This is a genomic window from Microbacterium sp. Root322, assembly GCF_001425645.1.
In the GTDB taxonomy this organism is placed as follows: Bacteria; Actinomycetota; Actinomycetes; order Actinomycetales; family Microbacteriaceae; genus Microbacterium; species Microbacterium maritypicum.
In genome coordinates, this window is record NZ_LMCS01000002.1 from 73,626 (window position 1) to 96,693 (window position 23,068).

Sequence of the window (23,068 nt, forward strand, 5' to 3'; positions counted from 1 at the left end):
GCAGGTCGTAGCATCGAGATCGTGACCCGACCGCAGGCTCCGTGGGACCTCCCCGACCTCTCCCCCGCCCCGTCCCGTGCCCGGCTGTGGGTGGAGATCGCGATCGTCCTGGCTCTCGGCCTCGGCCAGTCTGCCGTGTACGCGATCGTGCAGCTCGCCTACCGCCTCACCGACGAGGTGCCGCTCGCCGAGCAGGTGGCGAAGCTCAATCCCTCGCGAAGCGACAGGGAGGTCTTCGACCTCATCTACCAGGTGCTCGCGATCGGCTTCTCGCTCGTGCCCGTGGTGCTGGTGTGCTTCCTGCTGTGGCAGTCCCGACGCCCGCACCTGGCGCGACTCGGGCTCGACGGCACGGGGGTCGCGAAGGATGCAGGTCGCGGCGTCCTCCTCGTCCTGGCGATCGGCATCCCCGGCCTCGGCCTGTACCTCGCCGGCCGGGCTCTCGGGCTCACGGTCGCGATCGACCCCGCCGGGATCGACGCCTACTGGTGGACCGTGCCGGTGCTGCTGCTGGCCGCGGCGCGGGCATCGCTGCAGGAGGAGTTCGTCCTGCTCGGATACCTCTTCACGCGGCTCCGGCAGCTCGGCTGGAGTCCGTGGACGATCATCGTCTCCACGTCGGTCCTGCGGGCCAGCTACCACCTCTACCAAGGGTATCCGGCGTTCATCGGCAACCTCGCGATGGGCCTGCTCTTCGGATGGCTGTATCAGCGGTCGGGCCGGCTGATGCCGTTCCTCGTGGCGCACTTCGTCATCGACGCCGCCGCGTTCGTGGGGTACCCGTGGGCGGCGGCCACCTGGCCCGAGCTGTTCGGGTTGCCCGGCTGATCAGTTCAGGGTGAGGCGGTGCCGGCGACGATGATCGCCCCGATCGCCCAGAGCACGATCACGGCGAGTGCGATGAGCGCGGGGGCGTCCCAGGTGCGACGGATCGACGTGGGCACGGGAGGCGCCGCCTCCCAGAGATCGCGGATTTCCGTGAGGGCGCGGAGGCCGGCGGGAGCCTTGGGTTCGGCGGCGTCACCCCGTGCGGGGCGCGGTGGCCTGGCACGGGCGGGGCCGCCGTAGCAGGTGAGGTCTCGTCCATCGTCGAGCGAGAACTGGAGCTGCCAGCGAAGGTCGATGTCGCGCACGTTGTTCCAGCCGAAGCTGGTACGGCGCAGCATGTTCTGCACGACGACGCCCTCGGGGTCCACCCGAACCGAGGAGACGTAGCTGAGCTCGTAGACGACCCACAGAGCCAGCAGCACCCACGGGGCGATGAGCAGCATCTGCACCCAGCTCCCTCGCACGACAGTGTCGCCGAGAAGGAACAACCCGAGCAGCGTGCTCGGGATCAGGATGACCAGTCCCGAGGACGCGCGATATGTTCGCGCGCCCTCGGGATGCTGTGGTTCGGTCACCGTCAGCGACCGCCGAGAGGGATCGACGCCCCGGGGATCGCCTTGAGCAGACGGTCGGTGTACTCCTGCTGCGGGTTGGCGAAGATCTCGTCGACAGTGCCCTGCTCGACGATCCTGCCCTTCTCCATGACGCACACGAGGTCGCTCGACACGCGGACGACGGCGAGGTCGTGCGTGATGAACAGATACGTGAGCCCGAGCTCGGACTGGAGTTCGGCGAGCAGCTGCAGCACCTGGTCCTGCACGAGCACATCGAGCGCCGAGACGGCCTCGTCGAGCACGATGATGTCGGGCTTCAGTGCCAGTGCACGCGCGATCGCGACGCGCTGGCGCTGTCCGCCCGACAGCTCGTTCGGGTACCGAGTGGCGAGCACGCGCGGAAGCGAGACCTGATCGAGCAGCTCCTCGACGCGTTCGCGCTGCGATGCACGATCGCCCACGCCGTGGATCTGCAGCGGCTCGGCGATCGTGTTGCCGATGTTGCGTAGCGGATCGAGCGAGCCGTACGGGTCCTGGAAGACCGGCTGCATGCGACGACGCAGGCCGAACGCCTGAGCGCTCGACAGCTTCGACACGTCCCGGCCGTCGATCTCGATGGTGCCGCTGGTGGGCTCCTCGAGCTTCAGCACCATCTTCGCCACCGTGGACTTGCCGGAGCCCGATTCGCCCACGAGAGCGAGTGTCTTGCCTCGGGGGATCTCGAACGACACATCGTCGACCGCCCGGAAGGCCTCGCTGCGGAACCCTCCCTGACGGATCCGGTAGTCCTTCGTGAGCCCCGCGACACGCACCGTCGGAGGGATGGCGGCGAGGTCTTCGATCGTCTCGATGCCTCGGTCCTCCACCACTGCCTGGATGCGCTGCGACGCGACGCTGGGCGCCGCAGCGACCAGGCGCTTCGTGTAGGGGTGCTGAGGGTTTTCGAGGATCTGGCGGCTCGGCCCTGCCTCGACGATGTTGCCGCCGTTCATCACGATGATCTTGTTCGCACGCTCGGCCGCGAGGCCCAGGTCGTGCGTAATCAGGAGCATCGAGGTGCCCTTGTCGCGGGTGAGCGAGGCCATGTGGTCGAGGATCACACGCTGCACCGTCACGTCCAGAGCCGAGGTCGGCTCGTCGGCGATGAGCAGCTTGGGGTCTGCCGCGAGCCCGATACCGATCAGCGCACGCTGACGCATGCCGCCTGAGAACTGATGCGGGAACTGATGCAGTCGCTTCTCGGCATCGGCCAGGCCCGCCTGCTGCAGAACCTCGATCGTGCGCGCCTTGGCACTCCCGCGATCCCGGGCGATGCCGTTCGCACGGATCGCCTCCTTGACCTGGAATCCGATGCTCCAGACGGGGTTGAGGTTCGACATCGGGTCCTGCGGCACGAAGCCGATGTCCCGACCGCGCACGGCCTCGATCTCACGGCGGTTCAGTGTCGTGAGCTCTCGCCCGTCGAGGGTGATGGACCCCGCGGTGACCTCTCCGGTTCCGGGAAGCAGGTTCACGATGGCCGTGGCCGTCGTGGACTTGCCTGATCCCGACTCGCCGACGATGGCGACGGTCTCGCCCGGCATGATGTCGAAGCTGACTCCGTGGAGCACTTCGCGCAGCCCCTCCTGGGTGCGGAAGGCGACCGTGAGGTCGCGGACGCTCAGCAGAGGGACCTGTTCGGTGACGCGCTCGCTCATCGGCGTGCCCTCGCCTTCGGGTCGAGGGCGTCTCTGATGAGCTCGCCCAGGGTGACGAATGCCAGCACCGCGAGGGTGAGGGCGATCGACGGATAGATGAGTGCCATCGGCGCCACGCGCAGCGAGGCCTGAGCCTTCGCGATGTCGTTGCCCCACGACATCACGTCGCTGCCGAGCCCCACTCCGAGGAACGACAGCGTGGCTTCAGCGACGATGGCCGCAGCGAGGCCGAGCGTCGAGACGACGAGCAGTGGAGCGATCGCATTCGGTACGACGTGGTTCAACAGGATCTTGAACTTCGACTGCCCGAGCGCCTGCGATGCCATCACGAAGTCGGCTTGGCGGACGCGGAGCACCTCCGCCCGAACGACACGCGCGGTCGAGGCCCAGGCGAACGCCCCGATGGCGAACGCGAGAGTCCACACCGACCGGGCGTCCCGGAACACGGTCATCACGACGACGGCCGCGAGGATGTACGGGATCGCGAAGAAGATGTCACCGATGCGCGACAGCAGTCCGTCGAGCCAGCCGCCGTAGAAACCGGCGAGGGCTCCCATGATCAGGCCGAGCACAGACGAGATCACGGTGGCGATCAGGCCCACAGCCAGCGACGTCTGCGATCCCCACACGATGCGGGCGTAGATGTCGCACCCCTGGAACGTGAATCCGAGGGGGTGCCCCTCGGTCGGCCCGCCGTTGCTGTTGGAGAGCTGGCAGCCTTCGTTGGGGGGTGTGGAGGTGAACAGCGTCGGCCACAATGCCATCACGAGGAAGAACAGCGCGAGCGCGATCGAGAACCAGAACAGGGGGCGACGGCGCAGGTCGAACCAGGCGTCCCTCCACAGGTTGCTGGGCTTGTCCGAGATACGGACGGCGTCGACGGAGATCGACTCGGTCTCCACCGGGGCGACGTAGTGCTGAGGTGTGGAATCAGGCATAGCGGATCCTCGGGTCGAGCAGACCGTAGAGCAGGTCGATGAGAAGGTTCACCAGCACGTACAGGATGACGAATACCGTCACGAAAGAGACCACAGTGGGGCCTTCGCCGCGCTGGATCGCCTGGAACAGCGTGTTACCGACACCCGGGACGTTGAAGATTCCCTCGGTGACGGTGGCGCCGACGAGCAGCACGCCGAAGTTCGTGGCGGAGTTGGTGATGACGGGGATCAGCGAGTTGCGCAGCACGTGCACGGGAAGCACCCGGTTACGGGAGAGACCCTTGCTGTACGCGGTGCGCACCCAGTCCTGGTTCAGAGTCTCGATGACGGAGCTGCGCATCAGACGCATACTCACGGCATAGAGGCTGAACCCGAGGACGATCGCCGGGAGCCACAGCCCGCCCCAGTCGTTGTCCGCGCCCACGGTGGGCTTGAACCATCCGAGCTGGATCGCGAGGAAGTACTGCGCGAGGAACGCGACCACGAAGATGGGGATCGCGATCGCGACGAGGGCGACGACGAGCGACACGTTGTCGAACAGCTTGCCCTTGCGCAGCGCCGAGATGGTTCCGATGATGATCGCCAGCGTGAACTCGATCGCGATCGCCATGACGGCGAGGCGCCCTGTGACGGGGAGGGTGGCGGCGAGGACCGCCGAAACCGGGCGACCGGAGTAGGTCGTGCCCAGGTCACCCTGGAGGACACCGGTGATGTAGTACCAGTACTGGACGATGAACGGATCGTTCAGGTGGTACTGCTCGCGCAGCTGCTCGAGGACAGCGGGGTTCGGGGTCTTGTCCCCGAACAGGGCGAGGATCGGATCGCCGGGCATGGCGAACACGAGGAAATAGATGAGCAGGGTGGCTCCGAAGAAGACCGGGATCACCTGCAGAAGACGTCTCAGAATGTAACCGAGCATCCGCTTGTCCCTTCTTAGAGGGGTGAGAGAAGCGAGGCGAACACAAGCCTGTGAGGCGGTGACGAAGAATCGTCACCGCCTCACAGGTGAAGTGCCGTCGGGCTTTACTCGCCGGCCTTCGTGATCTCGTAGTACAGCGGAACCGAGTTCCAGCCGAACGTCACGTTGTCGACGTTCTCGCTGAAGCCACCGGTCACGTTCGAGTACCACAGCGGGATCGCGGGCAGGTCCTGGAACAGAACCTCCTGCGCCTTCGTGAAGTCCTCGATCTGCGCGTCGGCGTCGGGGTTGCTGATGCCAGCCTTGATCAGGTCGTCGAACTCGGGGTTCGAGTAGTCACCGTCGTTGGAACCGGCGCCGGTCGCGTAGAGCGGTCCGAGGAAGTTGTACAGACCCGGGTAGTCGGCCTGCCATCCCGAACGTGCGGCGGTGGTGATGGTGCGGTCGTTGACCTTGGACCGGAGGTCCTGGAAGGTCGGGTACGGGTCGCCCGATGCGTCGATGCCCAGGGTGTTCTTGATGCTGTTGCTCACAGCGTCGACCCATGCGTCGTGTCCGCCGTCGGCGTTGTACGCGATCTTGAACGTGCCCTCCCACGGGGCGATGGCGTCGGCCTCGGCCCACAGCTCCTTCGCCTTCTCGGGGTCGTAGTCGAGGACCTCGCTGCCGGGGACCGAGTCGGACCAGCCGGCGATGACCGGCGACGTGAAGTCCTTCGCCGGGGTGCGCGAGCCCGAGAAGATGGTCTCGGTGATCTCGTCACGGTTGATCGCCATCGACAGCGCCTGACGACGCAGCTTGCCCTCTTCGCCGCTGAAGTGCGGCAGGAACTGGCCGATGGTGAACGACTGGAACACAGCGGAGGGCTGGTTCACGGCGCGGTCGCCGAGCTCGTCGGTGAAGACGGCCAGCGAGTTCGTCGGGATCGCGTCGATGACGTCGACCTCGTTCGACAGCAGGTCGGCGTACGCCGCTTCCTGCGTCGCGTAGAACTTGATGGTGAGGCCGCCGTTGGCCGCCTTGCGTCCGCCGTCGTAGTCGTCGTTGCGGACGAGCTCGATCTGGACGTCGTGCTGCCACGCGTCTTCGTCGGCGATCTTGTACGGGCCGTTGCCGATCGGGTTCTGACCGAAGGCATCCATGTCTTCGAATGCGACATCGGGCAGCGGGTAGAACGCCGAGTAGCCGAGACGCAGCGCGAAGTCGGAGGCCGGCTTGTTGAGCGCGATCGTGAAGGTGTAGTCGTCGACCTGCTTCAGGCCGGTGAGCTCGGAGTCCTCGTCGTAGCTGAAGCCCTCGATGTCCTCGAAGAAGTAGCTGGAGAGGTGGCCGTTCGAGAGCTTCGCGCCCTCGTTCCACGCCTTGATGAAGTTGTCGGCCGTGACCTCTTCACCGTCGGTGAAGGTCAGGCCTTCCTTGATCTTGATCGTGAGGTTCTGGGGGTCCTCGGTGGTGATCTCCTCAGCCACGTCGTTGACCGGCTTGCCCTCGGCGTCGTAGTAGATCAGCCCTGCGAAGATCTCGTCGAGGATCTTTCCGCCACCCACCTCGTTGGTGTTGGTCGGGATGAGCGGGTTCTCCGGCTCGGATCCGTTGGTCGTGATGATGGCGTCCGCGTTGACGTTTCCGCCGGCGTCGCCGTTCGACTCGTTTCCGCCGCTGGCGCAGCCCGCGAGCGCCAGGGCGCCGATCACGAACAACGCGGTGCCCGCAAGGGCGATCTTGTTGCGCTTCACTTTGTGTCCTCCTGTGGACATTCGGGGTTCTGCGTGCGCATCGTCGAGCACGCAGGGATACCTGAGCGTAACCCGCCGGTTCGCGAACCGTCCTCTTCAGCTAACGAACTGTTACTGAGTGGTGACCATCTGTAACACCGGGGAAACACCGCGAAACAGCAGACGGTGCCGCGCTCCCATACAGAAGCGCGGCACCGTCTGCTCAGATGAGCACGTGGTTCAGGCAAATGCCTCCACCGGCGGGCAGGCGCACACCAGGTTGCGGTCGCCGTACGCCTGATCGATGCGACGCACCGGCGGCCAGTACTTGCCGGCGACCAGGGCGTGCACGGGATAGGCGGCATCCTCTCGCGAGTACGCATGGTTCCACTCCCCCGCGATGAGCGACACCGCGGTGTGCGGCGCGTGCACGAGGGGGTTGTCGTCCGCGGGCCAGCGTCCGGCGGCGACCGCGTCCGCTTCGGCCTTGATCATGACCATCGCCTCGACGAACCGCTCGATCTCGTCGAGGTCCTCCGACTCGGTCGGCTCGACCATGAGGGTTCCCGCGACGGGGAAGGACATGGTCGGCGCGTGGAAGCCGTAGTCGATGAGGCGCTTGGCGACATCGTCGACCGTGATGCCGGTCGCTTCCTTGAGCGGGCGGAGGTCGAGGATGCACTCGTGCGCCACGCGGCCGTTCTCGCCGGTGTAGAGCACCGGGAAGTGGGCGCTGAGGCGCTCCGCGATGTAGTTCGCCGACAGCACGGCCGCAGCGGTGGCCCGACGCAGTCCATCGGCTCCCATCATGCGCACGTACGCCCAGGAGATCGGCAGGATGCCCGCGGATCCGTACGGAGCCGCGGAGATCACGCCGCCGCCGAACGTGTAGCCGCCGAAGTGCTCGGCGCTCTGTGCGAGCGGGTGCGAGGGGAGGAACGGCGCGAGGTGGGACTTCGCCGCCACCGGTCCGATGCCGGGCCCGCCGCCGCCGTGCGGGATGGCGAAGGTCTTGTGCAGGTTGAGATGCGAGACATCGCCGCCCAGGTCGCCGAAGCGCGCATAGCCCAGCAGCGCGTTGAGGTTCGCGCCGTCGACGTACACCTGTCCGCCCGCGTCGTGCACAGCGGCCGTGATCTCGACGACCTGCTCCTCGTACACGCCGTGCGTGGAGGGGTAGGTGATCATGAGAGCGGAGAGGTCGTCCGCGTGCAGGGTGATCTTCGCGCGCAGGTCGTCGAGGTCGACGTTGCCGAGCTCGTCCGTCGCCACGACGACGACCTTCATCCCCGCGAGCACGGCCGAGGCCGCGTTCGTGCCGTGAGCCGACGACGGGATGAGGCACACCGTGCGGTGCGCGTCGCCGTTCGCGTGGTGATAGCCGCGGATGGCGAGGAGGCCGGCCAGCTCACCCTGCGAACCGGCGTTCGGCTGCAGCGAGACCGCGTCATACCCGGTGACCTCGGCCAGCCAGCCCTCGAGCTGCTCGATGAGCTCGAGGTAGCCCTGCACGTCGGCGGCCGGAGCGAACGGGTGGATACCGGCGAACTCCGGCCAGCTGATGGCTGCCATCTCCGTCGCCGCGTTGAGCTTCATCGTGCACGAGCCCAGGGGGATCATGCCGCGATCGAGCGCGTAGTCGCGGTCGGAGAGGCTCTTCAGATACCGCATCATGGCGGTCTCCGAGCGGTGCGAGTGGAAGACGGGGTGCGTGAGGTACTCATCCTGACGCAGCAGCGCCTCGGGAAGCCGGCCGTGCTCGGAGGCGGCGATGTAGCCGAAGGAGCGCCCTGTACCCGATGCGAAGCAGCCCGCGACCCGGTCGAGGTCGGTGAACGTCGTGGTCTCGTCGACCGAGACGCCGACGGTGTCGGCGTCGACCTCGTGGAGGAGATAGCCCGCGTCGTGCGCGGTGGCGACGATCTCGGAGGCGCGGCCCGGCACGCGGACACGGAGAGTGTCGAAGAACTCCCTGTGCTCGATGTCGAGTTCGAGCTCGATGAGCCAGGTGGCCAGAGCGTCCGCCTTGCGGGCCACGTCCACGGCGATCGCCCGGAGCCCGTCCGGACCGTGGTAGACCGCGTACATCGACGCCATGACGGCCAGCAGCACCTGCGCGGTGCAGATGTTCGACGTCGCCTTCTCGCGGCGGATGTGCTGCTCACGCGTCTGCAGCGAGAGCCGGTAGGCGGGCTTGCCGTCGGCATCCACCGAGACACCGACGAGACGGCCGGGCAGCTGACGCTCGAGACCGGAGCGGACCGCCATGTAGCCCGCGTGCGGGCCGCCGAAGCCCATCGGAACGCCGAAGCGCTGCGTCGTGCCGACCGACACGTCCGCACCGAGGGAACCGGGCGAGGCGATCAGCGTGAGAGCGAGCAGATCGGCGGCCGCGACCGCGAGAGCACCGGAGAGGTGCGCCGCGTCGAAGACGGCCGACGGATCCCACACCCGTCCGGATGCGCCGGGGTACTGGACGAAGACGCCGAACAGCTCGGAGGGCAGCTCCTCGCCCGCAGCGAAGTCGACGGTGACGATGTCGATACCGAGCGCCTCCGCGCGCGTGGCGAGCATCGCCCTGGTCTGCGGGAGCGCGTCCGCGTCGACCGCGAACACCGTCGACGACGACTTCGAGGCGCGCCGGGAGAGCAGCATCGCCTCGACGACCGCCGTCGACTCGTCGAGCATCGAGGCGTTCGCCGTGGTGAGGCCGGTGAGTTCTGCGACCATCGTCTGGAAGTTGATGAGCGCCTCCAGGCGCCCCTGCGAGATCTCCGGCTGGTACGGCGTGTACGCGGTGTACCAGGACGGGTTCTCCAGCACGTTGCGCTGGATCACCTGCGGCGTGATGGTGCCGTAGTAGCCGAGGCCGATCATCGGTCGGTTCACGGTGTTGCGCGAGGCGAGCGCGCGCAGCTCGGCGAGAGCCTCGGTCTCGCTCGCGGCGGACGGGATGCGCGAGGGCGCGTCCGCTGCCTCGGATGACGGGCCCGTGTAGATCGACGCGGGCACGGCCTGGCGCATGAGCGCCTCGACCGGGCTCAGCGCATCGTCCGCTCCGGCGTTGTCGAGACCGAGGGCGGCGAGCATCGTGCGCTGCGCGGCATCCGTGGGTCCGATGTGACGATCGGCGAAAGTGACCACTGGCGAATCAGCCCTCCGTGAGTGCGACATAGGCGTCGCGGTCGAGCAGTCCATCCAGCGCGCCGTCGGCGACGGCGACCTTGAGCAGCCATCCGCCCTCGAACGGCGCCGCGTTGACCAGCGACGGGTCATCGACGGCCGCGTCATTGATCTCGACGACCGTGCCGGAGACCGGTGCGTACAGCTCACCGACCGACTTGGTGGACTCGATCTCTCCGACGACCGCTCCCGCGGTGACCTCGGTGCCGACGGCGGGGAGCTCGACGAACACGACGTCACCCAGCTTCTCGGCGGCGTAGTCGGTGATGCCGATGGTCACGGTGTCGCCGTCAGCGGCGATCCACTCGTGCTCTTCGGTGTAGTGGAGTGCGGCGAGATCGGTCATTTGGTCCTCCGGTAGAAAGGCAGGGCGGTCACGGTCGCGGGGATCCTGGTGCCCCGCACATCAAGGAATACTGCGGTTCCCTCTTCCGCGGAAGAAGGTTTCACGTAGGCCATCGCGATCGGATGACCGAGCGTGGGGCTGAGCGCCCCGCTCGTGATCTCGCCGAGCACCGATCCGTCTTCGTCGACGACGGCGTATCCGGCGCGGCCGGCGCGCTTGCCCTCGGCCACGAGTCCGACCAGGACCGGCGCTTGCGCTGCCTCGGTCGACTCCGCGGCGGCGGAGAGCGCCGCCTTGCCGACGAAGTGCTCCTTCGCGGTCACGACGACGCGTCCGAGGCCCGCCTGAGACGGCTGGGTGTCAAGGCTCAGTTCGTGCCCGTAGAGCGGCATCCCCGCCTCGAGGCGAAGGGTGTCGCGCGCGGCGAGCCCGGCGGGAACGAGGCCCTGCGGCGTGCCGGCAGCGAGCAGGGCATCCCACAGCGCCGCCGCGTCGTCAGCGGCGACGAGAAGCTCGAAGCCGTCCTCGCCCGTGTAGCCGGTGCGCGCGAGGAGGAGCGGCTTGCCGCGGTAGTTCGCCGACGCCCAGGCGTAGTACTTCTGCTCGGACCAGGGGATGCTCACGTCGGTGATGTCAGCGGTCGCGGCGAGGATGGCCTCGGCGTTCGGACCCTGTACGGCAATGAGGGCGTAGTCGTCGGAGACGTCTTCGACGTCGACTCCGCGATCGCCGAGGAACCCCGCGAAGCTGCGCTCCTCGCCCGGTGCCCGAGCGGGGAGGTCGCGCTCGACGAGCGACGGGAAATCACGGACGCGTTTCGCGAATGCCGAGTCGACGAAGCCCCGATTGCCGGCGTTCGCGATCACGAGGTAGCGGTCCTCGGCCAGCCGGTAGGCGATGACATCATCGATGATGCCGCCGCCCTCCGCGAGCAGGAGCGAGTACTTCGCCTTCCCGACCGGCATCGCCGAGATGCGGCCGGCCAGAGCGTAGTCGAGGAATTCCGCTGCGGCCTCGCCCGTCACCAGGAACTCGGCCATGTGCGAGATGTCGAAGATGCCCGCGCTCTCGCGCACGGCGTGGTGCTCGGCGAGGTCGGACGTGTAGCGCACCGGCATCTGCCAGCCGCCGAAGTCGGTGAACGACGCGCCGAGCGCCTCATGGCGTTCGCGGAGCGGGGTGTAGCGGGGGTCGGACATGGAGTTCTCCCGGGCTGTGTCGGGCGGAACGGCGGCATCGCTGTTCCTCGGAACTCCCCCTCTGTCATAGGCCTGAGAGTTTCACCCGCGCACGGAGGCGGGGCTTTCACCGTCGGCGGATCCGCACGGTCGCGGGATCGCTTTTCAGAGTGGCCGGAACCGCGCGGTACGCGTACCTGAGAGATTGGCGGGGAGGCTTGCTCCTTCGGTGCCCGGCTGCGTTCGCCGGGGCTCTCCCGCGTGGGTCATTCGGCCTGTCTTCAGTTGTGGGTTCAGTCTAGCCGGTGCGGCCCCCGCGCCGAGGCCTGCGTCCCGACAACAAAGCTCCCGTCGCGCCCTCGGCCGCTGCGAACGTGTGCGAGCGACCGAAAGTGCGACGGGAGCGAGGGTGTGGCCGGTGCCCGTCAGTGCGCGATGCCGAGTTCGGCACGGACCTCGTCGCGGAGGCGGCCGAGGTTGTCGGGCTCTGGCGCCGCGCCGAGGAGAGTCCTGGTGTACTCGTGCTGCGGATTCAGGATGACCTCGTCCGCAGGACCGCGCTCGACCACGTCGCCCTTGTAGAGCACCATGATCTCGTCGGAGAAGTGCCGAGCCGTCGCCAGGTCGTGCGTGATGTAGAGCACACCGAGGTTCTCCTCGCGCTGCAGGTCAGCCAGCAGGTTGAGAACGCCCAGTCGGATCGACACGTCGAGCATCGAGACAGGCTCATCCGCGACGATGAACCGCGCCCCCGGAGCAAGGGCACGAGCGATCGCGACCCGCTGTCGCTGCCCGCCGGACAGCTCGTGCGGGCGGCGCTCTGCGAAGCTCTCCCCCGGCGTCAACCGCACCCGCTCCAGCAGCTCGACCGCACGTTCGCGCACCTGCGAGCGGGACAGGTCGGGGTGGTGCAGGCGGATCGGACGCTCGAGGTGATGGATGATGGTGTGGAAGGGGTTCAGAGATGCGAACGGGTCCTGGAACACCATCTGCACATCCGCGCGGTAGCGCTCCAAGGCCCGCCCTCGGGCGCCAGAGGGCTTCCCGTCCAGAAGGATCTCCCCACTGGTGGGAGTCTCCAACTTCATCAGCATCCTGGCGATCGTGGACTTCCCCGACCCCGACTCCCCTACCAGAGCGACCGTCTTGCCGGCCTCGATCGTGAAGGACACGTCCTTCACCGCGTGCAGCACGTTGGTGCGGAATCCGGAACGCAGATGGAAGTCCTTCACCAGATTCCGCGCCTCCAGACGTGCCGTCTGCGGCGGCGCCGTGTCGGCGCGGTTGCTGTGGGTGGTCATCGGACGCCCTCCTGGCTCACACCGGTACGCACGAAGTCGCCCCGCTCGCCCTTGAGCGACGGGAAGCTCGACAGCAACCGCTTCGTGTATTCGTGCTGGGGGGACCGGTAGATCTCCTCCGCCGTCCCCTCCTCCACGATCTGTCCCTGCAGCATGATCGCGATCCTGTCGCTGATCTCGATCAGCATCGGCAGATCATGCGTGATGAAGATCACCGCGAAACCGAGCTTCTCCCGCAACCGCATGATCTCCCGGATGATCCCGCGCTGCACGACCACGTCCAACGCTGTGGTCGGCTCGTCCATGATCATCACCTGGGGGTCGAGGGCCAGGGCCATCGCGATCATCATGCGCTGCCGCATCCCGCCCGAGAGCTCATGCGGGAAGCTCGACAGGCGATTCGGGTCGACCCCGACGAGGGTGAGCAGCTCCTCCGCCCGAGCGGTCTTCGCCTTCTTGCTCATCCCCGGGCGGTGCGTGTCGAAGATGTCGAAGATCTGCGCCTTGACCGAGATGACCGGGTTCAGCGAGTTCATCGCGCCCTGGAACACCATCGAGATCTTGTCCCATCGGAACGCCCTGAGGCCTTCCCCATCCAGGCCCACGATGTCGATGTCATGACCATCCCGGTCATGGAAAACGATCTCGCCACCCGTCATCAGGGCCGGCGCCTTCAGCAGACGGTTCATCCCGTACGCCAGGGTCGTCTTCCCGCACCCCGACTCCCCCGCCAGCCCCAGGATCTCGCCTCGGTTCAGCGTCAAGGAGACGTCACGCACGGCCTTCACCGGCGGATCCACCTCATACTCGATCGACACGTTCCGCGCCGTCAGGACGGGCTCGCTCATGCGGTGACTCCCTTGGTCTTGGCAGCCTTGCGCACGCGGCGCGCGGCTTCGGGCGCATTGCGCAGCTTCGGGTTGATGACCTCGTCGATCGCGAAGTTGATGAGCGAGAGGCCGGCACCGAGGAGCGCGATCATGAGTCCGGGCGGGACGAACCACCACCAGGCTCCGCGTCCGAGAGCCTGCCCCGACTGCGCGTCGTTGAGGATCGAGCCCCAGGTGATCGACGAGTTGGGGCCGAGGCCCAGGTACGAGAGCCCTGCCTCACCGAGGATCGCGAAGATGATCGCGAACAGGAACTGCGCCGCGAGCAACGGCAGGAGGTTCGGCATGATCTCGACGAGGATCACGCGGAACGACCGCTCCCCCGCGACCTTCGCGGCGTACACGTAGTCGCGTGTGCGGAGAGAGCGCGTCTGGAGCCGGAGCACATAGGCAGCCCCTGCCCAGGAGGTGATGCCGAGCACGAATGCGACGAGCTGCCAGCTGCGCTGCGGCACGAAGGAGGCGATCACCATCACGAGCGGGAGTCCGGGGATCACGATCATGACGTTGGTGAGGAGCGCGAGACCGTCTTCGCGCCAGCCACCCAGGTATCCGGCGAGGACACCGAACAGCAGGGACAGCACGATCGCGATGGCTCCGGCCGTCACGCCGATGAGCAGCGAGCCCTGCGCGCCGATCGCGAGCTGGGCGAACATGTCGTTGCCGAGCTTGGTCGTGCCGAGCCAGTGCTCCGCGGAAGGCGGCTGGAGCGCGGGGTTGGCGGTGCTGCGCGGGTCCTGCGAGAACATCGGCGCGATGATCGCGAACAGCACGATCGCGACCACGATGATCGCGCCGACGATGAACTTCGGCGACGTGCTGGGCAGGATGCGGCGACGCTTGCGTCCCTGCTGCGTAGCGAGCGAGATCGTGCTGGCCGGTGCCGTGATCGGCGGCTCCTGGGTCAGGAGCGGGTTCTTGGTGTCAGACATTCTGGCGAGCCCTCGGGTCGATGAAGCCATAGACGAGGTCCATGATGAAGTTGGCGGCGAGCACCGTCAGGGTGATGACGAGGAACAGTCCCTGCATCAGCGCGTAGTCGTTGTTGGTCACGGCCTGGAACATCAGCTTGCCAATGCCGGGATAGGTGAACACCTGCTCCATCACGATGGATCCGGCCACGACGAACCCGAGGGTGATCGAGAAGCCGGCGATCGAGGGGATGGCGGCGTTGCGCGCGGCGTACGTCGTGAGGACCCGGCGCGGCCGGAGCCCCTTCGCCTCGGCCGTGAGCACGTAGTCCTCGGCGAGCGTGGACACCATCATGTTGCGCATGCCGAACATCCAGCCGCCGACCGAGCTGATCACGATCGTGAGCGCCGGGAGGATCGCGTGCGCCACCGCGTCGGTGAAGAACGCCCAGGTCGGCTCGGGGCCGTCAGGGTAGTCGAAGACGTCGTAGCCGCCGAAGATGGGGAACCATCCCAGACCGACCGCGAACACGGCCACCAGGATCAGCGCCATCCAGAAGTACGGGATCGACTGCAGCACCGTGGTGGCGGGGATGAGGTGATCGACCCAGGTGCCGCGCTTCCATCCGGCCCAGGCGCCGAGCACGACGCCGAGGACGAAGGAGATGACGGTCGCGGTGCCGACCAGGATGAGCGTCCAGGGCAGGGCACCCGCGATGAGTTCCGTCACCGGGGTGGGGAACTTGGTGACCGAGACGCCGAGGTCGCCCTGGAACATGCGCCCCCAGTAGGCCAGATACTGCTCCCACAGGGAGGAGTCATCGCCGCCGAGCAGGAGCTTGATGTTGCGGATGGTGGTCTCGGAGACCTCACCGCCGGCTCTCTGCATCTTGGCGATCATGATGTCTGCCGGGTTCCCCGGCATGAGCCGGGGAAGAAGGAAGTTGATGGAGATCGCGGCCCAGAGCGTGAACGCGTAGAACCCGATTCTTCGTGCATAGAACTTCATGTCACTTGTTTCCTGACTGCCTTCTTCCCCGACTCCTCTCCTACTTGACCGGCTGCAGCTGCGTCAGGACGTAGCCTGCCGCGATGGCACCCCAGGACGGCGGGAAGGCGTAGAGATCTTCCTCGGTCGGCCAGCCCGTGTAGTCCTTCGTGTTGTAGAAGGTCTGGGTCGCGTTGATGACGAGCGGGATGTAGGGCAGGTCGCGGACGATCTCGGTCTGGATCGTGCCGTACAGCTCCTTCTTCGTGGCCTCGTCGTTCGTGCTGATCGCCGCCTGGATGGCGGTGTCGACGACCGGGTTGCTGTACCGGCTGAAGTTCCAGCGGCCTGCCGGGATCTCGGTGCCGACGGGGCTGGTCGACTCGACGGCGGTACCGCCGAACCAGTCACGGTAGATCTGGAACGGGTCGGCGACGGAGGTGCCGATCACACCACCGACGATCAGCTGGAACTCGCCACCCTGACGGGAGTCGGAGAACTCCTGCCACTGCACCGTGGAGGCCGTGATCTTGATGCCGGCGGCCTCGGCCTGCTCGGCGATCAGCTTCGCGGCGTCGTTGTAGTCCGTCCAGCCGTCGACCGAGGTGAGCGTGAGCTCGAGCGGAGCGCCGTCCTTCTCGTAGATGCCGCTGGAGCCCTTGGTGTAGCCGGCGGCTTCGAGGATCGAACCCGCCTCGGCGGCGTTCGCCTCCTGCGGGCTGACCTCGTTGGCGGGGTCGGCGACCCACTTCTCGTCGCGGGGCAGCAGAGCGAACGTCGGCGAGATGTCGCCGGTGAGGCCGACGAACGCCTTGTCCTTGATCGTGGAGCGGTCGATCGCGGCGTTGAGCGCCTGACGCACGGCGACGTCGGTCTGCGGACCGGTGCAGCCGAGCTCGGCGTTCGAGCAGGTGTAGAGCACCGTCGGGTCCTGCGGCGTGTTGATCCAGTCGATCTTGCCGTTGGCGGTCACATCATCCGGGTTCGGGATGAACATGCCGGTCCAGTCGAGCTTGCCGGCGGCCAGCAGGTCCTGCGCGGTCTGGTTGTTGTCGACGGCGATGTACTGGACCTTCTTGACACCCAGCTTGTCGGCGTCGCGGAAGTTCTCGTTCGCGACGAGGGTGTACGACTCGCTCGTGGTCTTGTCGACGACGTAGGCGCCCGAGCCGACCGGCTCCTCGTTCGCGAAGTTCGCGAAGTCGGTGACGTCTGCCCAGACGTGCTCGGGGAGGATGTAGGTCGACCCGAGGCGCTGGAACTCGGTGGTGTACTGCGCCGAGGAGTAGGTCAGCACGACGGTGGTGTCGTCGGTGGCCTCGGCGGAGACCAGGCCGTTGCCCTCGGGGTTGTTGGCCTCGTAGTTGAAGGAGAACGCGACGTCCTTCGCGGTGAGCGGCTTGCCGTCGCTCCACTTGAGGTCGGGCTTGATGGTGATGGTGATCACCGTGCCGTCCTCGTTGTACTCGAACGAGTCGCCGATCAGGCCGACCGGCTCGGAGTCGGCCGTCTTGTTGTAGAAGAACAGCGGCTCGTAGATCGGGCCCAGCGCGCCGTGGAGCACGGTCGGTGCGAACGGGTTGTAGTTCGCAGTGATCGGGGTCTGGCTGCCGGCCCAGACACGCAGGGCCCGGTCGCCATCGGCGTTGCCGCTGTCGCTACCGCCGCCACAGGCCGTGAGGCCCAGGGCGAGGACGGATGCTCCGGCAATCGCGGTGAGCGCAATCTTGCGCCTTCCGTTACGGATCATTTCTCTTGTTTCCTCTCGGTGCTGCACTGCAGGAGGGATCGCTCCGGATGGAGCAGAACCCCGGATGCGGGGTTCATGGGCCCCGCGGAGGCGGCCGGTCGGCCGCTCTCGAAGGGGTTTGTTAGGACAGTAACCTAACAAACCCCGTCCCGGTGAACAAGACTCCCCGAGCCCGTCAGATAACGTTTCGGACTCGACCGGCACCGTGGTCATATACGCGCACTAAGGGTGCGAATGACACTAAGATCGATCCCGGAGGTTAAGGTGCCCATGACTCAAAGCAGCGACATCCGCGTCGCCGTCTCGACGGTCATCCTGACGTTGCGACGCACGGATGACGGACGCGCGGTGCTCGCGCTGCCGCTCGTGCTGCGCACCCGCGAGCCCTTCGCCGACCAATGGGCCCTTCCCGGCGGGTGGCTCACGCCGACCGAGTCGCCCGTCGACGCCTCGGCGCGCACCCTCGCCGAGACCACCGGCCTCGCCCCCAGCTACCTCGAGCAGCTCTACGCCTTCGGCGCCGTCGACCGCTCCCCCACCAGAGTCGTGTCGATCGTGTACTGGGCGCTGCTGCGACAGGACGACGTGACGGCGCAGAGCGCAGCACATCGCGCATCCGGCGCCGCCCCCGAGAACGTGAAGTGGTTCGACGTCGACGAGCTGCCGCAGCTGGCCTTCGATCACACCGAGATCGTCGAGTACGCACTGTGGCGACTGCGCAACAAGGTCGGATACAGCCGCGTCGCGCAGGGATTCCTGCCCGCGGAGTTCACGCTCGCCGAGCTGCGGGAGGCCTATGAGGCGATCCTCGGCCGCACCCTCGATCCCGCCAACTTCCGTCGCCAGGTGGAGGCAGCGGGCAACCTGCTCCCCACCGACCGGTTCCGCACCGGAAGCCACCGCCCCGCGCGTCTGTATCGCGACAACACCGATGTCGAGCTGGCCGATCGTGGCCCGCTCGGTCCCGAAGAAACGAGCACCCGATGAGCATCACCTTCGTACCCGCTCCTGCTGTCCCGCCCCTGGACGCCTCGGTCGACCATGCGATCCAGGCCATCGTCAGCGGAGCGTCGACCGATGCCACGTGCGCCACCGATCTCGCAGCCGGCCCCTGGGATTTCGACGCACGACCGGGCTACGGACCGGGCTCGTCGATGGGGGATGTGATCCCGACCGGCGCACCTCGACAGGGCGAACTGCCCGTCGAGTACCGCGAGGCCTCGGAGGAAGAACTCGACGGGCGGATCCGGGCGGCGAAGACCACCCTCGGCGACAGGGTCGTGATCCTCGGCCACTTCTACCAGCGGGAGGAGGTCGTGCAGCACGCGGACTACGTCGGTGACTCCTTCCAGCTCGCGACTGCAGCCAAGGGACGCTCCGACGCCGAGGCCATCGTGTTCTGTGGAGTGCACTTCATGGCCGAGACCGCCGACCTGCTCTCACAGCCCGACCAGGCGGTGATCCTTCCCAACCTCGCCGCCGGCTGCTCGATGGCCGACATGGCCGACATCGACCAGGTCGAGGAGTGCTGGGAGCAGCTCGAAGAGGTGCTCGGCGACCTCGACGCCGTGGACGCCGACGGGCGTGTGCCGGTGATCCCCGTGACCTACATGAACTCCTCCGCAGCGATCAAGGGCTTCGTCGGACGGCACGGCGGGATCGTCTGCACCTCCTCCAACGCCCAGACGGTCCTCGAGTGGGCGTTCGAGCGCGGACGCCGGGTGCTGTTCTTCCCCGACCAGCACCTCGGCCGCAACACAGCGAAGGCGATGGGTGTGCCGCTCGAGCAGATGCCGATGTGGAACCCGCGGCGAGCGCTCGGCGGATCGTCCGCGACAGAGATCGTCGACGCACGCGTGATCCTGTGGCACGGGTTCTGCTCGGTGCACCGCCGCTTCACGGTCGGCCAGATCGACCAGGCCCGTGCCGAGCACCCCGGCGTGCGTGTGATCGTGCACCCCGAATGCCCGATGGAGGTCGTCGACGCCGCAGACGAGGCGGGCTCGACCGAGTACATCCGCCGCGCGATCGACGCGGCCACGGAGCCCACCACGTTCGCGATCGGCACCGAGATCAACCTGGTCCGCCGACTCGCGGCGCAGTACCCGCAGCACGAGATCTTCTGCCTCGACCCGGTGGTGTGCCCCTGCTCGACGATGTACCGCATCCACCCCGGATACCTGGCCTGGGTGCTGGAAGAGCTGGTCGCCGGCCGCACGCCGAACCGGATCACCGTCTCCGAAGACGTCGCCGATCCCGCACGGGTGGCACTGGAGCGGATGCTCGCGGCGAAGCCTCCGGCGGTCGCAGGCGCGCGATGAACGTCGTGGTCGTCGGCTCGGGCATCGCGGGACTCACCGCGGCGCTCCACGCGCACGAGTCCGGCCACGAGGTGACGATCGTCACCAAGGGCGACCTCGGCGACGGCTGCACCGGACTCGCTCAGGGCGGTGTCGCCGGGATCTACGGGCCTCGCGACTCCGCCGCGCAGCACGCCGACGACACGATGGACGCCGGTGCAGGGCTGTCCGACCCGGAAGCCGTCGGTGTGCTGGTCGCGGAGGGCGCGTCACGGATCGCCGAGCTCATCGCCCGCGGCGTCGCCTTCGATCGCGCGGCTGACGGCTCGCTGCAGCTCGGACGTGAAGCCGCGCACCGCCACGCCCGCATCGTGCATGCGGGTGGCGACGCCACGGGAGCGGCGATCTCTGCAGCGCTGGTCGCGTCTGTGCGCCGGACGCGAATCGATGTCATCGAGCGCGCCTTCCTGATCGATCTCGTGCGCGTCGGGGGTGCGGTGCGCGGTCTGCGGATCCTTCGCGACGGCGCGGTCTCCGACATGTCGGCCGATGCGGTGATCCTCGCCACCGGGGGCGCAGGGCACCTGTATGCGCACACGACGAACCCGGCGGGAGCGACGGGAGACGGCATCGCCGCCGCGCTGCGCGCGGGAGCAGCGGTCGCCGACCTGGAGTTCGTCCAGTTCCACCCGACGATCCTCGCCTCGGGCCCGGCATTCCTGATCTCTGAGGCCGTGCGCGGCGAAGGTGCGACGCTGATCGACGACGAGGCCCGCCGGTTCGTGTTCGACAGCCACCCCGACGGCGAGCTCGCACCGCGCGACGTCGTGTCACGGGCGATCGCCCGCCGCGCCGCGGCTCAGGGCGCACCGGTCAGACTCGACGCCACGATGCTCGGCGCCTCCGTCCTCGCGCGACGCTTCCCCACCATCGACCGGGTGACCAGAGAGCGCGGCTTCGACTGGGCGCGTGAGCCGATTCCCGTGACACCGGCCGCGCACTATCTGATGGGCGGCGTGGTGACCGATCTCGATGGACGCACGACGGTCCGCGGTCTGTTCGCCGTGGGAGAGGTCGCCCGCACGGGAGTGCACGGGGCCAACCGGCTGGCGTCGAACTCGCTCCTCGAGGGCGCGGTGTTCGGGGCCCGCGCGGCTGCCGCCCTGACGCAGCCGTGGACGGAGGTCGATCACGAGTCCTGCCCGGTCGACCCGCGCGCGCACGAGAGCCGCGACACGGGGGCGCCCGCCTTCACCCGGGCCGCCCTGCAGCAGCTCATGTGGGACGAGGTCGGACTGCTGCGGACGGGCGAGGGGCTCACCCACGCACTCCGCACGCTGCGGGCGTGGTCTTCATCGAGCTCAGCGCCGACGACGGCGAGCGCCCACGAAGACGCCAACCTGCTGCTTCTGGCGGAGGCGACGGCATCTGCGGCGCTGGCGCGAACGGTGTCCGTCGGCGCTCATCATCGTGTCGACGCCCCCATTCCCGAACCCGGTGCGCGCTCGCACGCCCCCTCATCGATCCTGGAGACCGTCTGATGCTGACCACTGCCACTGTGAACCGCGTCGTCGGCGCGGCCCTCGAAGAGGACGCCCCCTGGGGCGACCTGACCAGCACGTCGCTGCTGCCCGCAGATGCCACCGCCACCGCCGATCTCGTCGCTCGCGAGGCCGGGGTCTTCAGCGGTGGTGAGGTGTTCGCCGCCGCGTTCCGGCTCACCGACACGGCTCTCGACGTGGACCTGCACGTCGGCGACGGTGACGACTTCGCCGCGGGCGACGTCCTCGCGTCGGTCTCTGGCTCAGCGCGCAGCGTGCTCACGGCGGAGCGCGTCGCACTGAACTTCACGCAGCGGATGAGCGGCATCGCCACTCTCACCGCCGCCTATGTGGCAGCGATCGACGGCACGGGCGCCCGGATCGCCGACACCCGCAAGACCACGCCGGGGCTGCGCGCGTTCGAGCGTCATGCCGTCGAGTCCGGTGGCGGCCGCAACCACCGCTACTCGCTGTCCGATGCCGTGATGGCGAAGGACAACCACCTCGCGGTGCTGAAACGCTCCGGCCGTGACCTCGCGACCGCACTGCGCGAGGCCTTGTCCCGCCTTCCCCACACGACCCACGTCGTGGTCGAGGTGGATCGTCTCGACCAGATCGAGGCGGTACTCGAGGGCGGTGCCCACACCGTGCTGCTCGACAACTTCTCGCTCGACGACCTGCGCGAGGGGGTTGCCCTGATCGGCGACCGCGCCACCGTCGAAGCCTCCGGTGGGGTGAACCTCGACACCGTCGGCGACATCGCCCGCACCGGGGTGGATGTGATCTCGGTCGGCGCTCTGACGCACTCCGCACGAGCCCTCGACCTGGGCCTGGATCTGCGGATCGACTGACCGCGATGTCGCACCCTGGCATGTTGTATCTCGATCACGCCGCGACCTCCCCGGTACGACCGGAGGTGCTCGAGGCGATGGGTCCGTATCTGTCCGGGGTGTACGGCAACCCGTCGAGCCATCACACTGCCGGCGAAGCCGCTGCGGGTGCTCTGCACGATGCCCGCGCACGGGTGGCCCGGATCCTCGGGATGCGCACGGGCGATGTCGTGTTCACCGCAGGGGGCACCGAGGCGAACAATCTCGCGGTGAAGGGCATCGTGCTGGCGGCTCTCGAGGCAGGGCGACGTCATCTGGTGATCTCACCGATCGAGCACGAGTCGATCCTCGAATCCGCCGAATACCTCCGACGCTTCCATGCCGTCGAGGTGACGCTGCTGCCGGTCGACGCGCGCGGACGGATCGCACCGGACGACCTGACGGCGGCGATCCGCGACGACACAGCGCTGGTGTCGATCGGTCACGCGAACAACGAGATCGGCACGATCCAGGACGCGACGGCACTGGCTTCCGTCACCCGGGCCGCCCGTGTGCCCCTGCATCTGGATGCCGTGCAGTCGGCCGGCTGGCTGGGGCTGCGGGATCTCGCCGCCGATGCGGTGTCGATCGCCGGCCACAAGCTCGGCACACCCAAGGGCATCGGCGCCCTGGCCGTGCGCGGGCGGGTGCCCGTCGAGCCGCTGCTGCACGGCGGCGGGCAGGAGCGCGGACGACGCTCCGGTACCGAGAACGTCGCGGGGGCCGTGGCACTTGCGACGGCTCTGGAGATCGCCGAGCACGAACGCGAGGTGGTCGCCGCGCGCGTCGGCGCGGCGACGAGGCACTTCATCGCCTTGGTCCTCGACAGCATCCCCGAAGCCGTGCTCACCGGTGAAGCCCTGCATCGTCTGCCAGGGACGGCGAGCTTCACCTTCGCTGGCACCAGCGGGGAATCAGTGCTGCTCGAGCTGGAGCGCCGCGGTGTCATCTCGTCGAGCGGATCGGCGTGTGCGGCGGGTAGCGATGAGCCCTCCCATGTGCTCCTCGCCTGCGCCGTGGCGCCCGAGGTGGCGCAGACCGCCGTGCGCTTCACCTTCGGACGCGTTCCGCTGCCCGAAGACGCTCCCGTACGACTGGCCGCGCTCGTCACAGAGTCGGTGCGCGCGGCTCGGGGCTGACACGCGGCCATAGACTCGGCA

19 protein-coding genes and 2 riboswitches are annotated in these 23,068 nt (G+C 67.7%); of the genes, 6 read left to right on the forward strand and 13 right to left on the reverse strand.

Annotated features, from left to right (window positions below; all coding sequences use genetic code 11):
* Positions 1 to 21: 21 nt before the first annotated feature.
* Complete coding sequence (locus ASC55_RS05180) at positions 22 to 828, forward strand: CPBP family intramembrane glutamic endopeptidase (protein ID WP_055873342.1); 807 nt, start codon at positions 22 to 24, stop codon at positions 826 to 828.
* A 5-nt stretch (positions 829 to 833) separates the two neighbouring features.
* Here ASC55_RS05180 and ASC55_RS05185 read toward each other — a convergent pair whose 3' ends face one another.
* From ASC55_RS05185 to ASC55_RS05245, 13 genes are all read right to left on the reverse strand, one after another.
* The gene (locus ASC55_RS05185; RefSeq protein WP_055873345.1) at positions 834 to 1,403 is read right to left on the reverse strand and encodes a PH domain-containing protein; all 570 of its coding nucleotides are present in this window, start codon (positions 1,401 to 1,403) and stop codon (positions 834 to 836) included.
* 2 nt (positions 1,404 to 1,405) lie between these two features.
* Entirely contained in the window at positions 1,406 to 3,079 is a 1,674-nt protein-coding gene (locus tag ASC55_RS05190) for a dipeptide ABC transporter ATP-binding protein (protein WP_017828658.1), read from the reverse strand.
* Positions 3,076 to 4,017, reverse strand: coding sequence for an ABC transporter permease (locus ASC55_RS05195; RefSeq protein WP_017828659.1), 942 nt, complete (start codon positions 4,015 to 4,017; stop codon positions 3,076 to 3,078). Before ASC55_RS05195 ends, ASC55_RS05190 begins: the two co-directional genes overlap by 4 nt.
* Positions 4,010 to 4,936: an ABC transporter permease gene (locus tag ASC55_RS05200; RefSeq protein WP_055864468.1), complete on the reverse strand. Its 927-nt coding sequence runs from the start codon at positions 4,934 to 4,936 to the stop codon at positions 4,010 to 4,012. Before ASC55_RS05200 ends, ASC55_RS05195 begins: the two co-directional genes overlap by 8 nt.
* A 104-nt stretch (positions 4,937 to 5,040) precedes the next feature.
* On the reverse strand, positions 5,041 to 6,672 hold the full coding sequence (locus ASC55_RS05205; protein WP_017828661.1) for a peptide ABC transporter substrate-binding protein: 1,632 nt from the start codon (positions 6,670 to 6,672) through the stop codon (positions 5,041 to 5,043).
* A 219-nt stretch (positions 6,673 to 6,891) separates the two neighbouring features.
* Positions 6,892 to 9,825 carry an aminomethyl-transferring glycine dehydrogenase gene (gcvP, locus tag ASC55_RS05210; protein ID WP_055873348.1) on the reverse strand — a complete coding sequence of 978 codons (2,934 nt, stop codon included), beginning with the start codon at positions 9,823 to 9,825 and terminating at the stop codon, positions 6,892 to 6,894.
* On the reverse strand, positions 9,803 to 10,180 hold the full coding sequence (gcvH, locus tag ASC55_RS05215; RefSeq protein WP_017828663.1) for a glycine cleavage system protein GcvH: 378 nt from the start codon (positions 10,178 to 10,180) through the stop codon (positions 9,803 to 9,805). The genes gcvP and gcvH overlap by 23 nt, the downstream gene beginning before the upstream one ends.
* Positions 10,177 to 11,379 carry a glycine cleavage system aminomethyltransferase GcvT gene (locus tag ASC55_RS05220; protein WP_055873351.1) on the reverse strand — a complete coding sequence of 401 codons (1,203 nt, stop codon included), beginning with the start codon at positions 11,377 to 11,379 and terminating at the stop codon, positions 10,177 to 10,179. The genes gcvH and ASC55_RS05220 overlap by 4 nt, the downstream gene beginning before the upstream one ends.
* 54 nt (positions 11,380 to 11,433) lie before the next feature.
* Positions 11,434 to 11,532, reverse strand: a riboswitch (glycine riboswitch).
* Between the two features lies 1 nt (position 11,533).
* A riboswitch (glycine riboswitch) is annotated at positions 11,534 to 11,628 on the reverse strand.
* Positions 11,629 to 11,783: 155 nt separating this feature from the next.
* Positions 11,784 to 12,659: an ABC transporter ATP-binding protein gene (locus tag ASC55_RS05225; protein WP_055873354.1), complete on the reverse strand. Its 876-nt coding sequence runs from the start codon at positions 12,657 to 12,659 to the stop codon at positions 11,784 to 11,786.
* Positions 12,656 to 13,507: an ABC transporter ATP-binding protein gene (locus tag ASC55_RS05230; RefSeq protein ID WP_017828666.1), complete on the reverse strand. Its 852-nt coding sequence runs from the start codon at positions 13,505 to 13,507 to the stop codon at positions 12,656 to 12,658. Before ASC55_RS05230 ends, ASC55_RS05225 begins: the two co-directional genes overlap by 4 nt.
* Complete coding sequence (locus tag ASC55_RS05235; RefSeq protein ID WP_017828667.1) at positions 13,504 to 14,481, reverse strand: ABC transporter permease; 978 nt, start codon at positions 14,479 to 14,481, stop codon at positions 13,504 to 13,506. The genes ASC55_RS05230 and ASC55_RS05235 overlap by 4 nt, the downstream gene beginning before the upstream one ends.
* Entirely contained in the window at positions 14,474 to 15,469 is a 996-nt protein-coding gene (locus ASC55_RS05240) for an ABC transporter permease (RefSeq protein WP_055864485.1), read from the reverse strand. Before ASC55_RS05240 ends, ASC55_RS05235 begins: the two co-directional genes overlap by 8 nt.
* A gap of 40 nt (positions 15,470 to 15,509) precedes the next feature.
* Positions 15,510 to 17,198 carry an ABC transporter substrate-binding protein gene (locus tag ASC55_RS05245; RefSeq protein ID WP_055873355.1) on the reverse strand — a complete coding sequence of 563 codons (1,689 nt, stop codon included), beginning with the start codon at positions 17,196 to 17,198 and terminating at the stop codon, positions 15,510 to 15,512.
* Between the two features lie 270 nt (positions 17,199 to 17,468).
* On the opposite strand from ASC55_RS05245, the gene ASC55_RS05250 reads away from it, so the two are divergent.
* From ASC55_RS05250 to ASC55_RS05270, 5 genes are read left to right on the forward strand one after another with little or no spacing between them, the layout of a single operon-like run.
* Positions 17,469 to 18,185, forward strand: coding sequence for an NUDIX hydrolase (locus ASC55_RS05250; RefSeq protein WP_017828670.1), 717 nt, complete (start codon positions 17,469 to 17,471; stop codon positions 18,183 to 18,185).
* Positions 18,182 to 19,519, forward strand: a complete 1,338-nt coding sequence (nadA, locus tag ASC55_RS05255) for a quinolinate synthase NadA (protein ID WP_055873359.1) — start codon at positions 18,182 to 18,184, stop codon at positions 19,517 to 19,519. The genes ASC55_RS05250 and nadA overlap by 4 nt, the downstream gene beginning before the upstream one ends.
* Positions 19,516 to 21,039, forward strand: coding sequence for an L-aspartate oxidase (nadB, locus tag ASC55_RS05260; RefSeq protein ID WP_055873363.1), 1,524 nt, complete (start codon positions 19,516 to 19,518; stop codon positions 21,037 to 21,039). The genes nadA and nadB overlap by 4 nt, the downstream gene beginning before the upstream one ends.
* A complete protein-coding gene (gene nadC / locus ASC55_RS05265; protein WP_055873365.1) occupies positions 21,039 to 21,890 on the forward strand; it encodes a carboxylating nicotinate-nucleotide diphosphorylase in 852 nt (283 codons plus the stop codon). The genes nadB and nadC overlap by 1 nt, the downstream gene beginning before the upstream one ends.
* 20 nt (positions 21,891 to 21,910) lie before the next feature.
* Positions 21,911 to 23,047 carry a cysteine desulfurase family protein gene (locus ASC55_RS05270; protein WP_055873368.1) on the forward strand — a complete coding sequence of 379 codons (1,137 nt, stop codon included), beginning with the start codon at positions 21,911 to 21,913 and terminating at the stop codon, positions 23,045 to 23,047.
* Positions 23,048 to 23,068: the final 21 nt, after the last annotated feature.

Bases quoted from the DNA above. Each gene is read 5' to 3' on its own strand.
- ASC55_RS05235 (WP_017828667.1), bottom strand. From the start codon at position 14,481: ATGTCTGACACCAAGAACCCGCTCCTGACCCAGGAGCCGCCGATCACG.
- gcvP (WP_055873348.1), bottom strand. From the start codon at position 9,825: ATGTCGCACTCACGGAGGGCTGATTCGCCAGTGGTCACTTTCGCCGAT.
- ASC55_RS05200 (WP_055864468.1), bottom strand. From the start codon at position 4,936: ATGCTCGGTTACATTCTGAGACGTCTTCTGCAGGTGATCCCGGTCTTC.
- nadC (WP_055873365.1), top strand. From the start codon at position 21,039: ATGCTGACCACTGCCACTGTGAACCGCGTCGTCGGCGCGGCCCTCGAA.
- nadA (WP_055873359.1), top strand. From the start codon at position 18,182: ATGAGCATCACCTTCGTACCCGCTCCTGCTGTCCCGCCCCTGGACGCC.
- gcvH (WP_017828663.1), bottom strand. From the start codon at position 10,180: ATGACCGATCTCGCCGCACTCCACTACACCGAAGAGCACGAGTGGATC.
- ASC55_RS05240 (WP_055864485.1), bottom strand. From the start codon at position 15,469: ATGAAGTTCTATGCACGAAGAATCGGGTTCTACGCGTTCACGCTCTGG.
- nadB (WP_055873363.1), top strand. From the start codon at position 19,516: ATGAACGTCGTGGTCGTCGGCTCGGGCATCGCGGGACTCACCGCGGCG.
- ASC55_RS05225 (WP_055873354.1), bottom strand. From the start codon at position 12,659: ATGACCACCCACAGCAACCGCGCCGACACGGCGCCGCCGCAGACGGCA.
- ASC55_RS05195 (WP_017828659.1), bottom strand. From the start codon at position 4,017: ATGCCTGATTCCACACCTCAGCACTACGTCGCCCCGGTGGAGACCGAG.
- ASC55_RS05245 (WP_055873355.1), bottom strand. From the start codon at position 17,198: ATGATCCGTAACGGAAGGCGCAAGATTGCGCTCACCGCGATTGCCGGA.
- ASC55_RS05250 (WP_017828670.1), top strand. From the start codon at position 17,469: ATGACTCAAAGCAGCGACATCCGCGTCGCCGTCTCGACGGTCATCCTG.
- ASC55_RS05220 (WP_055873351.1), bottom strand. From the start codon at position 11,379: ATGTCCGACCCCCGCTACACCCCGCTCCGCGAACGCCATGAGGCGCTC.
- ASC55_RS05190 (WP_017828658.1), bottom strand. From the start codon at position 3,079: ATGAGCGAGCGCGTCACCGAACAGGTCCCTCTGCTGAGCGTCCGCGAC.
- ASC55_RS05230 (WP_017828666.1), bottom strand. From the start codon at position 13,507: ATGAGCGAGCCCGTCCTGACGGCGCGGAACGTGTCGATCGAGTATGAG.
- ASC55_RS05270 (WP_055873368.1), top strand. From the start codon at position 21,911: ATGTTGTATCTCGATCACGCCGCGACCTCCCCGGTACGACCGGAGGTG.